Raw genomic sequence first — 15450 nt, 5'->3', positions numbered from 1 at the left:
CGCGGCCCGACCGGCACCACCAGAACGTGAGGAACCACCGAGTGAAGCGTGACCAGTGGCTGGCCGCCCCGATCCGAGCGGGGCTGGCGACAGCTCTGCTCGCGGTCGCCGGGTGCGGCACGGACAACTCACCGGCGGCCGGCCACGGGGAGCCCGTGGTCATGGGAATGACGGACAAGGTCGTCGCCACGGACCCGGCGGCCGGCTACGACCCCGGCTCCTGGCTGCTGTTCAACAACGTCTTCCAGTCGTTGCTGAGCTTCCCCAAGGGCAGTACGACCCCGGAGCCGGAGGCCGCCGAGAGCTGCGGCTTCACCGACACCGCCAGCAGGGTCTACCGCTGCACCCTCAAGGACGGCCTGGCCTTCAGCAACGGCGACAAGCTCACCTCACAGGACGTCAAGTTCTCCTTCGACCGCACCCGGCGCATCAAGGACAAGAACGGCCCCGCCGTGATGTTCTCCGCCCTCGACGGGATCGACGCCCCGGACGCCAGAACCGTCGTCTTCCGCCTCAAGTCGCCCGACGCCACCTTCCCGATGAAGATCGCCTCGGGCGCCGGCTCCATCGTCGACCACACCGTCTACCCCGCCGACCGGCTGCGCACCGACGGCAAGGCCACCGGCTCCGGTGTCTACACCCTCGACTCCTACGGGTCCCAGCAGGCCAAGTTCTCCGTCAACCCGTCCTACAAGGGCCCCGCCAAGGTCAAGAACGCCGGCATGACCGTGAAGTTCTTCGGCGGCACCGACCAGCTCAAGAAGGCCGTACAGAGCGGCGGCGTCGACGTCGCCTACCGCGGTCTCGCCATGAAGGACATCGCCTTACTCGACCACTCCTCCCTGCAACGGCAGCACGGCACCCAGGTCGTGGAGGGCGGCAGCGCCGAGGTCATGCACCTGGTCTTCAACCTCGGCGACCCGGTCGCCGGCAAGCTCGGCGTCCGCAAGGCCATCGCCTACCTGCTCGATCGCCCCACCCTCGTACGGGACGTCTACCAGCGCACCGCCGAACCGCTCTACTCGGTCGTCCCGGCCGGCATCACCGGCCACACCACCCCGTTCTTCGACGCCTACGGCGACCGCCCGCAGCCCGACAAGGCCGCCGCGGCACTCCGCGACGCCGGCATCCAGGGCAAGGTGCAGCTCACCCTGTGGGCCACCCCCGACCGGTACGGCCCCGGCACCGTCCCCGCCGTCCGGGAAATCGCCCAACAGCTCAACGCCAGCAAGCTGTTCAACGCCCAGGTGCGCAGCGTCCCCACCCAGGAATACGAGCAGGGCACGGAGTCCGGCCGCTTCGGCGCCTACGTGAAGGGCTGGATCCCGGACTACCCGGACCCGGACAACTTCACCCAGCCGTTCTTCGGCAAGGACAACGTGCTGGACAACCACTACAACTCGCCGGTCATCGCGGGCCAGCTGCTGCCCCAGACGGCCGACCAGCCCAACCGCGGCGCCACCAAGGCGGCCTTCCGCGAGCTCCAGGACATCGTCGCCAGGGACCTGCCGGTCATCCCGATCTGGCAGGGCAAGCAGTACGCGGTGGCCCGCCAGGGGGTCTCCGGTCTGGAGTGGACGCTCGACTCGTCGACGGTCTTCCGCTTCTGGGAGATCAGCAAGTCCGCCGCGGGCTGACCGCGCCGCAGACGACACCGGGGCCGGTCCGGGAACTTCCCCGGACCAGCCCCGCCTGCTTGACGCCCCTGAGCCTGCTCGGCGCCCCTGAGGCCGCCCGCGGGCCTTCGGGGGCCTTACTGCGCGCCCGGCCGCACCAGCCCGCTCTCGTACGCGTACACCGCGGCCTGCACCCGGTCCCGCAGCCCCAGCTTCGTCAGCACATGGCCCACATGCGTCTTCACCGTCGTCTCGCTGACGAACAGGTCCGCCGCGATCTCCGCGTTCGACAGCCCGCGTGCCACCAGCTTCAGCACCTCCACCTCGCGCTCCGTGAGTGTGTGGAGGGTGTCCGGCACCGGCTCCTCACCCGACGGCAGATGACCGGCGTACTTGTCCAGCAACCGGCGGGTGATGCTCGGCGCGAGCATCGCCTCGCCGGCCGCCACCACCCGGATCGCCTGCACCAGCTCGTTGGCCGGCGCGTCCTTCAGCAGAAAGCCGCTCGCCCCGGCCCGCAGCGCCTCGACGACGTACTCGTCCAGATCGAACGTCGTCAGCACCAGCACCTTCGCCGGGCCGTCCTTCGCCGGACCGGTGATCTGCCGGGTCGCCTCGACACCGTCCATCCGCGGCATCCGGATGTCCATCAGCACCACATCGGGCTGGAGCGCCCGGACCTGGTCCAGCGCCTGGAGACCGTCGCCCGCCTCACCGACGACAGCCAGATCCTGCTCCGCCTCCAGAATCATCCGGAAACCCGTACGCAGCAGGGGCTGGTCGTCGACCAGCAGGACGCGGATAGCCACAAGCTCTCCTTCGACAGGGCTCGATCTACTCGATCCGCTCCATTCTGCCCTGCGGTCCGCCGTCGCCCTCCGCCGGGCGCACCGGCAACGGCTGCGTCTCTCCGGGGGCAACCCCCGGACCCCCGGCCGATTCAGCCACCCGCACCGGCAACGGATATACCGGGGGAGTGCCGCCGAACTCCGGGCAGTGCGCCTGGTGGTCGCACCAGCCGCACAGCTTCGTCGGCCGCGGCCGCCAGTCCCCGGTCTCCGTCGCCAGCCGGATCGCCTCCCACAGCGCCAGCAACTTCCGCTCCACGGCCCGCAGATCGGCCTCGCCCGGGTCGTACGTCACCACCTCACCGCTGCCCAGATACACCAACTGGAGCCGCCGCGGCAGCACCCCGCGCAGCCGCCACACCACCAGCGCGTAGAACTTCATCTGGAACAGCGCGCCCTCGGCGAACTGCGGTCGCGGCGCCTTGCCCGTCTTGTAGTCGACCAGCCGCACCTCGCCCGTCGGCGCCACGTCGACCCGGTCGATGAACCCCCGCAGCCGCAGCCCCGAATCCAGCACCGTCTCCACATACAGCTCGCGGTCGGCCGGCTCCAGCCGTGTCGGGTCCTCCAGCGAGAACCACCGCTCCACCAGCGCCTCGGCCTCCGCCAGCCACCGCCCCAGCCGCGTCCCGTCCGCGTCGTCCGCGAACAGCTCGGTCAGCTCCGGGCGCTTCGCCAGCAGCCTCTCCCACTCGCCGGGCACCATCGCGCGCGCCCCGTCCGCAGTACGCTCCGCCGCCGGGGCGTCGAAGAGCCGCTCCAGCACCGCGTGCACGACCGTGCCCCGGGTCGCCGCCGCGCTGGGCTTCTCCGGCAGCTTGTCGATCACGCGGAAGCGGTAGAGCAGCGGGCACTGCATGAAATCGCCGGCCCGCGACGGCGACAACGCCACCGGCGGCTGCGCCCCGCCCTGCGCCGGCACCCCGGCCGCCTCCTGCGCCGCACCGGACACACGCCCGCCGCCCTCCGTGGCCGCCTCGGTCTCTTCCGTGCTCCATCCCATGCCACAAAACCCTACGGCCCGCCACTGACAATCGCGGACGGGTCACGAACGGTGAGCGCCCCGGCCCGCGAACCGCCCGCCGCGGACCGGGCGACGGCCCCGGCACCCGCGTCGGATCACGGTGGGAAGCTCCGCATACCATCGACGTCGGGCACCTTTGCCCTGCATGATCGAGTTATCACGCAGAGCAGGCGCCAATGCCGTATTCGACGAGGGGATGCCGTGGACGAGAGCGGGAAGCCGCAGGACCCCGAGGAGTCCGCGCAAGCCCAGCCGCCCCAGCAGCCCGAGCACACCGACGGCACCAAGGAACCGGTGCCGGGCAGGCAGCGGGGCGCCGGCGGCGGCATCCTCATGGGCCGCCCCTTCGGCGTGCCCGTCTACGTCGCGCCCAGCTGGTTCCTGGTGGCCGCCCTGATCACCTGGGTCTTCGGCGGCCAACTGGACCGCGTGCTGCCCGAACTCGGCGCCGCCCGCTACCTGGTCTCCCTCTTCTTCGCGGTCGCCTTCTACGCCTCGGTGCTCGTCCACGAACTCGCGCACACCGTCGCCGCACTCCGCTTCAGGCTCCCGGTACGCCGCATCCAGCTCCAGTTCTTCGGCGGCGTCTCCGAGATCGAGAAGGAGACCGAGACCCCCGGCCGGGAGTTCGTCCTCGCCTTCGTCGGGCCGCTGCTCTCCCTCGTCCTCGCCGGCGTCTTCTACGTGGGCATGCAGATGGTCGAACCGGGCACCGTCCCCGGCGTCCTGCTCGCCGGCCTGATGATCTCCAACCTCATCGTCGCGATCTTCAACCTGCTCCCCGGCCTCCCCCTGGACGGCGGCCGGATGCTGCGCGCCGTCGTCTGGAAGGTCACCGGCAAGCCCATGAGCGGCACCATCGCCGCCGCCTGGGTCGGCCGCGCGCTCGCCGTCACCGTCCTCATCGGCCTGCCGCTGCTCACCCACACCGGCGCCCTCGGCCGCGCCCCCGAGGAGATCGGCGGCGCCGACTCGCTCACCGACGCCCTGCTCGCCGCGATCCTCGCCGCCATCATCTGGACCGGCGCCGGCAACAGCCTCCGCATGGCCCGGCTGCGCGAACGCCTCCCCGACCTCACGGCCCGTACGCTCACCCGGCGCGCCATCCCCGTCGAGACCGACACCCCGCTCTCCGAGGCACTGCGCCGCGCCAACGACGCCGGCGCCCGCGCCCTGGTCGTCGTCGACCGCCAGGGCACCCCCACCGCCCTCGTCCGCGAGGCCGCCATCGTCGGCATCCCCCACCACCGCCGCCCCTGGGTCCCCGTGGGCACCCTCGCCCAGGACCTCCGGGACGGGATGCGCGTCGGCGCCGAGCTGGCCGGCGAGGACCTCCTGGAGTACCTCCGCGCCACCCCCGCCACCGAGTACCTGGTCGTCGAGGAGACGGGCGAGATCTACGGCGTCCTCTCCACCGCCGACGTGGAACGCGCCTTCGTCGCCGCCATGGCCCGCCCGTCCTGAGACCAACCGGTCCGCGCCCGGCCGTTCCCGAGGCCGCCCGGTGCCCGCACGCCCGTCCTGAGGCCGCCCCGCCCGCTCCGGCCCGTTCGGAGGCTGCACGGTCCACGCCCGGCCTCCGTCCCGACCGGCCCCGTCCGTGCGTCCCGGGCGATCCGACCGGCCGGTACCGGCCGCGCCCCGCCGTCCCTGACGGGCCCGCCCCGCCCGCTCTCCCACCGGCCCACTCCGAGCGCACCCCACCCCACCCCACCCCGCCTCGGCCCGTCCAGCAGCCCGCGGTTGTGGCCGTGCACCCCTGGGTAGCCCCCATCCGGGGGGACGGCGGCGTTCGACCGCCCCGATAGCGCGCACCCCCACCGGCAACGGCGGGCCCTGCCGCCGGGCCAAGCCGCCGCCCGTCCCTGCCGCCGCCCGCCCGGAGTACGGTCGGCCCCGCGGCGCCGGTACCCCCGCCCGCGGCTGCCCTGGTACGGGGCATGCCGAGTGGCCGGTAGGCTGGTCACATGTCCGAACCGACCGGTGCCGCCCGCCGTCGCGGGCCCTTCAAGGTCGGGGACCAGGTCCAGCTCACCGATCCCAAGGGACGCCACTACACCTTCACGCTCGAAGAGGGCAAGAGCTTCCACACCCACAAGGGAGCCTTCCCCCACGACGAGCTGATCGGTGCTCCCGAGGGCAGTGTTGTCCGTACCACCGGGAACGTCGCCTACCTCGCGCTGCGCCCCCTGCTCCCCGACTACGTCCTGTCCATGCCCCGCGGCGCCGCCGTGGTCTACCCCAAGGACGCGGGGCAGATCCTGGCGATGGCCGACATCTTCCCCGGCGCTCGCGTCGTCGAGGCGGGGGTGGGATCCGGCTCCCTCAGCAGCTTCCTGCTGCGCGCCATCGGCGACGACGGCATGCTGCACTCCTACGAGCGCCGCGCCGACTTCGCCGAGATCGCCACCCAGAACGTGGAGCGCTACTTCGGCGGCCCGCACCCCGCCTGGACGCTCACCGTCGGCGACCTCCAGGACAACCTCTCCGACACCGACGTCGACCGCGTCATCCTGGACATGCTCGCCCCCTGGGAGTGCCTGGAGGCCGTCTCCAAGGCCCTGGTGCCCGGCGGCATCCTCTGCGCCTACGTGGCGACCACCACGCAGCTGGCCCGCACGGTCGAGGCGATCCGCGAACACGGCACCTTCAACGAGCCGTCGGCCTGGGAGACCATGGTCCGCACCTGGCACGTCGAGGGCCTCGCCGTCCGCCCCGACCACCGCATGATCGGCCACACCGGCTTCCTGCTCACCGCGCGCCGTCTCGCCGACGGCGTCGAGCCCCCGCTGCGCCGCCGCCGGCCGGCCAAGGGCGCTTACGGGGAGGACTACACCGGGCCGGGCGGGCGGGAGAAGAGCGCCCCCGGGAAGCCCGACGCGGCGGCGGCGAATGCCCGCCCGGACGGCTCCGCCGAGCGCGGCTGACGCTCCCGCTCCGGCCGCCGAACCACCAGGCGCCGCCGACGAGTTCCCCCCACCGGGAACCGCCGGCGGCGCCGTTTCGTTTCCACCTCGGCATCTGCACGGAAAACTCCGCCCCCGCCGGTTCCTTGCCGACCCCTCCTGTGGAACGATGCTGGGCACTCCCACCGCCACAGCACCTCACAGGAGTTACCCCACGTGCAGCCCTTGGCAGGCCAGGACCTGTTGCACACCCAGCCTCACTCCATGCACTGGCTCGCCACCGCGACCGCCATCTCGGCGGTCATCGCGGTCTCGTCCCTCATCCAGCCGCCCGACGCCACGGCCACGGCGGTCGCCACCCCCCGGTCCGCCCGGTCCGCGGCGGCCCCCGACCCGGGCAGGGTGGCGTTCCCCGTCAACTGCGGACCCAACCGCCTCGACGTGACCGACAAGGTCTCCGGCGACCTCGACGGCACCGGCGGTACGGAGACCGTCGCCGTGGTCCGCTGCCACAGCGAGACCGGGACCCCGCCCAGCGGCGTCTACGTCCTCGCGCAGCCCTCCGACCCCAAGGCCGCACCGCGCATCGTCGCGACCCTCCTGGCGCCCGCCCAGCGGCTCACGGTCCAGGACATCGGCATCCAGGGCCGGGAGGTCTCCACGGCGCTCCTGGGTTACTCCACGCTCGATGTGCCGCGCTGCTGCCCCGACGTCCACAAGAGCGTCAAGTGGCAATGGCGGGGCGGGAAGTTCGTCCAGAGCGAACTCCCCGCCGGCGGCACCACCGAGGGTGTCTGATTCGTCACGCGACGTGCTCGCGTCCGGCGGCTTCCCGCGCCTCGACTACGCCGTGTCCGTGCGGCGTCCACACCGCGTGATCCGTGCTGTTCAGTCGGCGTCCGGCCCGTAGACCTCGACCCGGTCGGCGATGCGGCGCACGTGGATGCAGTCGCCGGGGCACTCGTTGGCGGAGTCCCGCACGTCGTTGAGCAGCGGCAGGGGGACGGGCGTTACGGCCCCCTTCTCCTGCAGCAGCTCGTCGTCCGAGCTCTTGACATAGGCCAGGCCGTCGATGTCCAGCTCGAAGACCTCCGGCGCGTACTGCGCACAGATGCCGTCCCCGGTGCACAGGTCCTGGTCGATCCAGACTTCCAGCTCCGGTGCTTCGTCCTGCGCGGTCATCTCGCCTGCCGTTCCTGCGTACGTGAACCGTTTTTGCCTAAGTGGCGCCAGCCCTGACGGGTGTTGACCGACTCGACGATACAACCGCTCGCTTTCCGATGTTGTTGGGTGGGTATTCCCTTGGCGTGAGGACGTGCGCAAGGGTGAAGATCGGACACACCCCGACAGTCTTTTCGATCTAGGGGTTTCAACCTGCACCGGCCCAGGTAGGGTCAGGAAGCGTCCAGCTCCTTGGAGGAGGTGAGGACCGTGGCAGCCCACGACGACGACATCAACCGCGGCATCCGGCCGGGGCGCGGGTCTGAAGATCCAGCCGGCCAGGTTGCCTATCTTGAGCAGGAGATCGCCGTCCTGCGACGCAAGCTCGCCGACTCTCCGCGGCACACGAGGATTCTCGAAGAGCGGATCGTCGAGCTGCAGACCAACCTGGCCGGCGTTTCCGCTCAGAACGAGCGGCTCGCCAATACGCTCCGCGAGGCCCGCGACCAGATCGTCGCGCTCAAGGAGGAGGTCGACCGGCTCGCACAGCCGCCGGCCGGCTTCGGTGTCTTCCTGCAGGCGAACGAGGACGGCACGGTCGACATTTTCACCGGGGGCCGAAAGCTCCGGGTGAACGTCAGCCCCAGCGTTGAGATCGACGACCTCCGGCGCGGCCAAGAGGTGATGCTCAACGAAGCGCTCAACGTGGTCGAGGCCATGGAGTTCGAGAGCGCCGGCGACATCGTCACCCTCAAGGAGATCCTTGAGGACGGCGAGCGCGCGCTGGTCATCGGGCACACCGACGAGGAGCGGGTGGTGCGGCTCGCCGAGCCGCTGCTGGACACCACCATCCGGCCCGGCGACGCCCTGCTGCTCGAAACCCGCTCCGGCTATGTCTACGAGGTCATCCCCAAGAGCGAGGTCGAGGAACTGGTCCTCGAAGAGGTTCCGGACATCGACTACACCAAGATCGGCGGTCTGGGCGGCCAGATCGAGCAGATCCGGGACGCGGTCGAGCTCCCCTACCTCTACCCCGACCTCTTCAAGGAACACGAACTCCGCCCGCCCAAGGGTGTCTTGCTCTACGGCCCGCCCGGCTGCGGCAAGACGCTCATCGCCAAGGCGGTCGCCAACTCCCTTGCCAAGAAGGTCGCCGAAGTCACCGGGCAGCCGGCCGGGAAGAGCTTCTTCCTGAACATCAAGGGCCCCGAGCTGCTCAACAAGTACGTCGGCGAGACCGAGCGGCACATCCGCCTGGTCTTCCAGCGCGCCAGGGAGAAGGCGAGCGAGGGCACGCCCGTCATCGTCTTCTTCGACGAGATGGACTCCCTCTTCCGCACCCGGGGATCCGGCGTCAGCTCGGACGTGGAGAACACCATCGTCCCCCAGCTGCTCTCCGAGATCGACGGCGTGGAGGGCCTGGAGAACGTCATCGTGATCGGTGCCTCGAACCGCGAGGACATGATCGACCCGGCGATCCTGCGCCCCGGCCGCCTCGACGTGAAAATCAAGATCGAGCGTCCGGACGCGGAGGCCGCCAAGGACATCTTCTCGAAGTACCTCACGGAAAACCTCCCGCTGCACGCCGACGATCTCGCCGAGCACGGCGATTCGCGCAAGGCCGCGGTCAGCGGGATGATTCAGTCGGTCGTCGAGCAGATGTACGCGGAATCCGAGGAAAACCGTTTCCTGGAGGTCACCTATGCCAATGGTGACAAGGAAGTCCTTTACTTCAAGGACTTCAACTCCGGCGCGATGATCGAAAACATCGTCGGACGTGCGAAGAAGATGGCCATCAAGGCTTTCCTCGAGCACAACCAGAAGGGTCTGCGGGTCTCCCACCTCCTCCAGGCGTGTGTGGACGAGTTCAAGGAGAACGAGGACCTGCCCAACACCACCAACCCGGACGACTGGGCCCGGATCTCCGGAAAGAAGGGCGAGCGGATCGTGTACATCCGCACCCTCGTCACCGGAAAGCAGGGCGCGGACACCGGTCGCTCCATCGACACGGTGGCCAATACCGGCCAATACCTGTAACACCGCTCTCCGGCTGCGGATGTCCTGCACGGGGCGTCCGCAGCCGGATGCTTTTGCGGGGGCGAGCGGACCGCCCCCGAGGGCAGCGATGAACCAGGGAAAACCGGACTGGAGCAATGACTGTAATGATCTCCCCAGCGCCGCAAAGGCGTTCTAGGCTCTTCGGTACCGCTGCGTCACGCTGTGCTGACGCGGGGCACGCACACGGACCGGAAGCGCAGCGGTACTTGAGCGCCGACCCCACCCGGGGGCGCCGCCGGGCAAGGAGGGCCGCATGACCGTACGGCGAGTAATGGGGATCGAGACGGAGTACGGGATCTCCGTCCCCGGCCACCCGAATGCCAATGCCATGCTCACCTCGTCCCAGGTCGTCAACGCCTACGCGGCAGCGATGCACCGGGCACGCCGTGCCCGCTGGGACTTCGAGGAGGAGAACCCGCTGCGGGACGCCCGCGGCTTCGACCTCGCCCGTGAGGCCGCCGACTCCAGCCAGCTCACCGACGAGGACATCGGCCTGGCCAACGTCATCCTCACCAACGGTGCCCGGCTCTACGTCGACCACGCCCACCCCGAGTACAGCGCCCCCGAGGTCACCAATCCGCGCGACGCGGTCCTCTGGGACAAGGCCGGCGAGCGGATCATGGCCGAGGCCGCCGAGCGGGCCGCCCAGGTCCCCGGCGCCCAGCCGATCCACCTCTACAAGAACAACACCGACAACAAGGGCGCCTCCTACGGGACGCACGAGAACTACCTGATGAAGCGGGAGACCCCCTTCTCGGACATCGTGCGCCACCTGACGCCGTTCTTCGTCTCCCGGCAGGTCGTCACCGGCGCCGGCCGGGTCGGCATCGGCCAGGACGGCCACGAGCACGGCTTCCAGATCAGCCAGCGCGCCGACTACTTCGAGGTGGAGGTGGGCCTGGAGACGACCCTCAAGCGGCCCATCATCAACACCCGCGACGAACCGCACGCCGACGCGGAGAAGTACCGCCGGCTGCATGTGATCATCGGCGACGCGAACCTCTCCGAGATCTCGACGTACCTGAAGCTGGGCACCACCTCGCTGGTGCTGTCCATGATCGAGGACGGCTTCATCGCCGTCGATCTCGCCGTCGAGCAGCCCGTACGCACGCTGCACCACGTCTCGCACGACCCCACGCTCCAGCACCTGATCACGCTCCGCAGCGGCCGTACGCTCACCGCCGTACAGCTCCAGATGGAGTACTACGAGCTGGCCCGCAAATACGTGGAGGACCGCTACGGAGCGGATGCGGACGAGCAGACCAAGGACGTCCTGACCCGGTGGGAGGACGTGCTCGGGCGGCTGGAGAACGACCCGATGAGCCTGTCCGGCGAGCTGGACTGGGTCGCCAAGCGCGAGCTCATGGAGGGCTACCGGCGCCGGGACGGCCTGGACTGGGACGCCGCCCGGCTGCACCTCATCGACCTCCAGTACGCCGACGTGCGCCCGGAGAAGGGCCTGTACAACCGTCTGGCGGCCCGCGGCAAGATGAAGCGGCTGCTGGACGAGTCCGCGGTCGAGCGGGCCGAGCTGAAGCCTCCGGAGGACACCAGGGCCTACTTCCGCGGCAGGTGCCTGGAGCAGTACGCGGACGATGTCGCCGCCGCCTCGTGGGATTCGGTCATTTTCGATCTGCCCGGCCGTGACTCCCTGCAACGGGTGCCCACGCTGGAGCCGCTGCGCGGGACCCGTAAGCACGTCAAGGAACTGCTGGACCGGTGCCGGACGGCGGAAGAGCTGGTCAGGACGTTGTCCGGCCGCTGACGAACGGCAGGTTCATGGCAAATTCGCCATGATCGGCAGCTGATCCGCGGCTGAAAAGGCCGCGGCGCGGGAATCATCGAGGTGACTCCCGGGCGTTGCAGCAAGTGCAGGGCCGATGTCGGACCCTGCTTGTAGGGTCGGATCTTGAAGGTCACATCGAGCGGGGCGAACCGAGCGGGGTGAGGGATATGGCGACCAAGGACAGCGGCGGCGGACAGCAGAAGGCCACCCGTTCCACCGAAGAGGTCGAGGAGCAGCAGCAGGACGCGCAGGCGTCGGGCGACCTCAAGGAACGCCAGGAGAAATTGTCGGACGACGTGGATTCGGTGCTGGACGAAATCGACGATGTCCTCGAGGAGAACGCCGAGGATTTCGTTCGAAGTTTCGTGCAAAAGGGTGGAGAGTAGGACAAAGCGGGCATGCCGGAATTGGGGGGTCCGAAGCGCTGCGCACGGTGCCGGACGGAGCGGCCGTGCGCAGCATTCGGACGGCATATGGGGAGGTCGAATGGCCTTCGGGACTACTGCAAGCCATGTGCTCGGCAATACACAAAAGACTGGGACAAACGCAAACGTGCAGAACGACGAGCGCTGAAGGGCGGACCGCCGGTTCCAGAAGGACACAAGCGTTGCCGCAAGTGCGGTGAAGTCAAGCCGCACCACGAATGGGATCGGAACGGGCGGGCTTCCGACGGCTTGTCGACTCGCTGCAAGGCGTGCCGGGCCGTCGAGGGGCGCGAGGGGCATCTCAAGCGTCAGTACGGCATCACAGTGGCCGAGCGGGAAGCGATGATCGCGCAGCAGAAGGGGTTATGCCTGATCTGCCTCAAGCCCGACCCCGGGCATGTGGATCACTGCCACAAGACGGGTAAGGTCCGAGGCATCCTCTGCTTCAACTGCAACTCGGCACTCGGCAAGTTGGGCGACGATCCCGACGTCATACGACGAGCCATCGCATACCTGGAAGGAAACTCGTGGAAGCCAACCCTCTGAGCACAGGGCGTCTGCCAGCTGCCTTCCTGACGCCCGGATCCTCCTCGTTCATGGACTTTCTCGGTGCGCACTCGCCCGAGCTGCTGCCCGGCGGCCGCTCGTTGCCACAGGTGCAGGGCGCCATCGAGGCGCCGCACGGCACGACCATCGTGGCGACGTCCTTCCCCGGCGGTGTGGTGCTCGCCGGTGACCGTCGGGCGACGATGGGCAATGTGATCGCGCAGCGCGACATCGAGAAGGTCTTCCCGGCCGACGAGTACTCGGCGGTCGGCATCGCGGGCACGGCCGGGCTCGCGGTGGAGATGGTCAAGCTGTTCCAGCTGGAACTGGAGCACTTCGAGAAGGTCGAGGGGACCCAACTCTCCTTGGAGGGCAAGGCGAACCGTCTCTCGACGATGATTCGGAGCAACCTCGGGATGGCCATGCAGGGCCTCGCCGTGGTGCCGCTGTTCGCCGGCTACGACGTCGACCGCGAGAAGGGCCGTATCTTCTCGTACGACGTCACCGGCGGGCGCTCGGAGGAACACGGCTTCGCGGCGACGGGCTCCGGCTCGGTCTTCGCGCGCAGTGCGCTGAAGAAGCTCTTCCGCGAGGACTTCACGGAGCATCAGGCCGCCACCGCAGTCGTCCAGGCGCTGTACGACGCCGCCGACGACGACTCGGCGACCGGCGGGCCGGACATGGCGCGGCGGATCTACCCGATCGTCACGGTGATCACGGAAGAGGGCTTCAAGAAGCTCACCGAGGCCGAGGTCTCGGAGATCGCCCGTGCCGTTCACGAGCGCCGCCTCGACCAGCCCGACGGCCCGCGCGCCGCGCTGCTCTGACGGGACGGATGTTCCGCCATGCGCCCCCAGCCACCGAGAGAGCTTTTGACAGGAAGGGACGGATAGCCGGTGTCGACGCCGTTCTATGTCTCACCCCAGCAGGCCATGGCCGACCGTGCCGAGTACGCCCGCAAGGGCATCGCGCGCGGCCGCAGCGTCGTGGTGCTGCAGTACACCGACGGCGTGGTCTTCGTCGCCGAGAATCCCTCCCGCGCCCTGCACAAGGTCAGCGAGATCTACGACCGCATCGCCTTCGCGGCGGTCGGCAAGTACAACGAGTTCGAGAGCCTGCGGATCGGCGGGGTGCGCTACGCCGATCTGCGCGGCTACACCTACGACCGGGAGGATGTGACCGCGCGCGGTCTGGCGAACGTCTACGCCCAGACGCTCGGCTCGATCTTCTCCAGCGCGGCCGAGAAGCCCTATGAGGTCGAGCTGATCGTGGCCGAGGTGGGCAACGCCCCCGAGGACGACCAGATCTACCGGCTGCCGCACGACGGCTCGATCGTGGACGAGCACGGCTCGGTCGCGGTGGGCGGCAACGCCGACCAGATCAGCAGCTATCTCGACCAGCGGCACCGCGACGGGATGACGCTGGGGGAGGCGCTGCGGCTGGCGGTGGACTCGCTGTCGCGGGACACCAACGGCGGCGAGCGGACGCTGACCTCCGAGCACCTTGAGGTCGCCACCCTGGACCGTACGCGCCCGCAGCAGCGGAAGTTCAAGCGGATCCTGGGCCGCCAGCTGTCCCGGCTGCTGGACGAGCCCGGTGCCTCGGGGGCGGAGAAGGCCGACGCCGAGGGGGACGCGGGTGAGTCCTCGGGTGCCGGTGGCGCGTCCGGCGCGGCCGGCAAGGGCGCCAAGGGGAAGGGCGCCAACGGCAAGGCCGCCGAGGGCGGAGCCGGCGCCAAGGGCGACTCCGGTGCGGGCGCCGCGGACGGGAGCGAGGAGGAGTCCGGGTCCGCGGACTGAGGATTCCGGAGGATCACCGACGGGCCCCCGTGCCCGGATCGCGCGCCCTGGTGGGTCATCACCCGCCGGGGCGCGCGCTGTTGTGCGGGGCGCGCTCGGGCGGTGGGGCGGTGGAACCGCGCGGGACGAGCGTGACGGGGAGCGTCGGGGCGCCGGCGGGGGCGCCGTCCAACACGGCCATCAGGGCGCGCATACCGGCCTCGCCGAACTCCTCCGCGGGGAGCCGTACGGTCGTCAGCTCCGGTTCCACGGCGACGGCCAGGGCCAGGTCGTCGAAGCCGGTGACCGAGATGTCCTCAGGGATGCGCAGACCGAGGCGGCGGACGGCCTTGCAGGCGCCGGCGGCGATGATGTCGTCGTCGCACAGCAGCGCGGTGGGGCGGGGGCCGGGGGCGGTCAGCGCGGTGTGCGCGGCGTGGAGTCCGGCGGTGACGCCGAGGGCGGCCGGCTGCCGGTGCAGTACGGCGCCGGGGACGCCGGCCAGGGTGTCGGCGAGGGTCCGGGCGCGGACGGCGAAGGTCCAGGAGTCGACATCGGCCGCGAGATGGGCGATACGGCGGTGCCCGAGGCCGGTGAGGTGGCGGGCCAACTGCCGTACGCCGTCGGCGATGTCGAGGTTGACGGTGGCGGTGGCGCGGGGGTCGGCGGGGTCGCTGTCGAGCATCACGAGGGGGAGGCCGGCGGCGCGTAGCGGGGTGAGGGCGTCGGCGGCCATGGAGGAGGCGATAACGCCGTCGAGGGTGGCGGCGGCGGAGTCGAAGGGGTCGCGGGCGGGGCCGATGCCCTCGGGGGAGGGGTAGAGGACCACGCCGAAGTCGTGGTCGGCGGCGACCCGGGCGGCGCCGGTGTAGACCCGGGCGAAGAACTCGGTGGTCAGGGCGGGGACGACCAGCAGCGCCGTGCGGGTGCGGCCCATGCGCAGGCTCCGGGCGGCGAGGTTGGGGCGGTAGCCCAGCTCGCGGGCGGCGGCGCGGACGGCGTCGGCCTTGCCCGGGGAGACCCGGCCGCGCCACTTGTCGCCGAGGACGAGGGAGACGGCGGCCTGCGAGACGCCGGCGGCACGGGCGACGTCGCGGCTGGTGACGCGGCCGGCGGCGGCCGGGCTACGAGGGGGCGCGGCGTCAGCCGCTCCAGTGGAGCCGGTGCTCGCACCGGGAGGCGGCGCGGCCTCGTTGCTGGTCACCGGGGTGTCACTCCTTGCGTGTGTCCGCTGCGGGGTGGACCCGCGGATTGCCGCCATGGTACGTATGACGCCGGAAGTTATACGTAACACGTCCGGGC

At 70.3% G+C, this 15450-nt stretch carries 14 protein-coding genes; 10 read left to right on the top strand and 4 right to left on the bottom strand.

Annotated elements, in window-relative coordinates; all coding sequences use genetic code 11:
• Positions 1 to 41: 41 nt before the first annotated feature.
• Entirely contained in the window at positions 42 to 1637 is a 1596-nt protein-coding gene (locus ACO1BR_RS13780) for an ABC transporter substrate-binding protein (RefSeq protein WP_426795345.1), read from the top strand.
• A gap of 116 nt (positions 1638 to 1753) precedes the next feature.
• Here ACO1BR_RS13780 and ACO1BR_RS13775 read toward each other — a convergent pair whose 3' ends face one another.
• Both ACO1BR_RS13775 and ACO1BR_RS13770 read right to left on the bottom strand, forming a co-directional pair.
• Positions 1754 to 2425: a response regulator gene (locus ACO1BR_RS13775; protein WP_136743828.1), complete on the bottom strand. Its 672-nt coding sequence runs from the start codon at positions 2423 to 2425 to the stop codon at positions 1754 to 1756.
• A gap of 25 nt (positions 2426 to 2450) precedes the next feature.
• Positions 2451 to 3467 (bottom strand): RecB family exonuclease, encoded by a 1017-nt coding sequence (locus ACO1BR_RS13770; RefSeq protein ID WP_426795344.1) that lies wholly within the window; start codon positions 3465 to 3467, stop codon positions 2451 to 2453.
• Positions 3468 to 3689: 222 nt separating this feature from the next.
• Between ACO1BR_RS13770 and ACO1BR_RS13765 the strand changes: the two genes are divergently transcribed.
• The 3 genes from ACO1BR_RS13765 to ACO1BR_RS13755 all read left to right on the top strand — a co-directional run bounded on the left by ACO1BR_RS13765 (position 3690) and on the right by ACO1BR_RS13755 (position 7192).
• Entirely contained in the window at positions 3690 to 4952 is a 1263-nt protein-coding gene (locus ACO1BR_RS13765; protein WP_426795343.1) for a site-2 protease family protein, read from the top strand.
• A 503-nt stretch (positions 4953 to 5455) separates the two neighbouring features.
• Positions 5456 to 6415 carry a tRNA (adenine-N1)-methyltransferase gene (locus tag ACO1BR_RS13760; RefSeq protein WP_426795342.1) on the top strand — a complete coding sequence of 320 codons (960 nt, stop codon included), beginning with the start codon at positions 5456 to 5458 and terminating at the stop codon, positions 6413 to 6415.
• Positions 6416 to 6610: 195 nt separating this feature from the next.
• Positions 6611 to 7192, top strand: coding sequence for a hypothetical protein (locus ACO1BR_RS13755; RefSeq protein ID WP_426795341.1), 582 nt, complete (start codon positions 6611 to 6613; stop codon positions 7190 to 7192).
• A 90-nt stretch (positions 7193 to 7282) separates the two neighbouring features.
• Here the strand turns inward: ACO1BR_RS13755 and ACO1BR_RS13750 are convergent, their stop codons facing one another.
• A complete protein-coding gene (locus tag ACO1BR_RS13750) occupies positions 7283 to 7576 on the bottom strand; it encodes a ferredoxin (RefSeq protein WP_426795340.1) in 294 nt (97 codons plus the stop codon).
• Between the two features lie 249 nt (positions 7577 to 7825).
• On the opposite strand from ACO1BR_RS13750, the gene arc reads away from it, so the two are divergent.
• From arc to prcA, 6 genes are all read left to right on the top strand, one after another.
• Positions 7826 to 9592 carry a proteasome ATPase gene (gene arc, locus ACO1BR_RS13745; RefSeq protein WP_159504688.1) on the top strand — a complete coding sequence of 589 codons (1767 nt, stop codon included), beginning with the start codon at positions 7826 to 7828 and terminating at the stop codon, positions 9590 to 9592.
• A 274-nt stretch (positions 9593 to 9866) separates the two neighbouring features.
• Entirely contained in the window at positions 9867 to 11378 is a 1512-nt protein-coding gene (gene dop, locus ACO1BR_RS13740) for a depupylase/deamidase Dop (protein ID WP_426795339.1), read from the top strand.
• 188 nt (positions 11379 to 11566) lie between these two features.
• A complete protein-coding gene (locus ACO1BR_RS13735) occupies positions 11567 to 11785 on the top strand; it encodes a ubiquitin-like protein Pup (RefSeq protein ID WP_159504689.1) in 219 nt (72 codons plus the stop codon).
• Between the two features lie 12 nt (positions 11786 to 11797).
• Positions 11798 to 12370 carry an endonuclease VII domain-containing protein gene (locus ACO1BR_RS13730; RefSeq protein WP_426795338.1) on the top strand — a complete coding sequence of 191 codons (573 nt, stop codon included), beginning with the start codon at positions 11798 to 11800 and terminating at the stop codon, positions 12368 to 12370.
• Positions 12352 to 13197 carry a proteasome subunit beta gene (prcB, locus tag ACO1BR_RS13725; protein ID WP_426795337.1) on the top strand — a complete coding sequence of 282 codons (846 nt, stop codon included), beginning with the start codon at positions 12352 to 12354 and terminating at the stop codon, positions 13195 to 13197. Before ACO1BR_RS13730 ends, prcB begins: the two co-directional genes overlap by 19 nt.
• 69 nt (positions 13198 to 13266) lie before the next feature.
• Positions 13267 to 14169, top strand: a complete 903-nt coding sequence (gene prcA, locus ACO1BR_RS13720; protein WP_426795336.1) for a proteasome subunit alpha — start codon at positions 13267 to 13269, stop codon at positions 14167 to 14169.
• Positions 14170 to 14227: 58 nt separating this feature from the next.
• Here prcA and ACO1BR_RS13715 read toward each other — a convergent pair whose 3' ends face one another.
• Positions 14228 to 15352, bottom strand: coding sequence for a LacI family DNA-binding transcriptional regulator (locus ACO1BR_RS13715; protein WP_426795335.1), 1125 nt, complete (start codon positions 15350 to 15352; stop codon positions 14228 to 14230).
• Positions 15353 to 15450 lie beyond the last annotated feature (98 nt).

Source organism: Streptomyces sp. YGL11-2 (genome assembly GCF_050054615.1).
In the GTDB taxonomy this organism is placed as follows: Bacteria; Actinomycetota; Actinomycetes; order Streptomycetales; family Streptomycetaceae; genus Streptomyces.
This window is presented reverse-complemented; position numbering and strand designations above follow the sequence as displayed.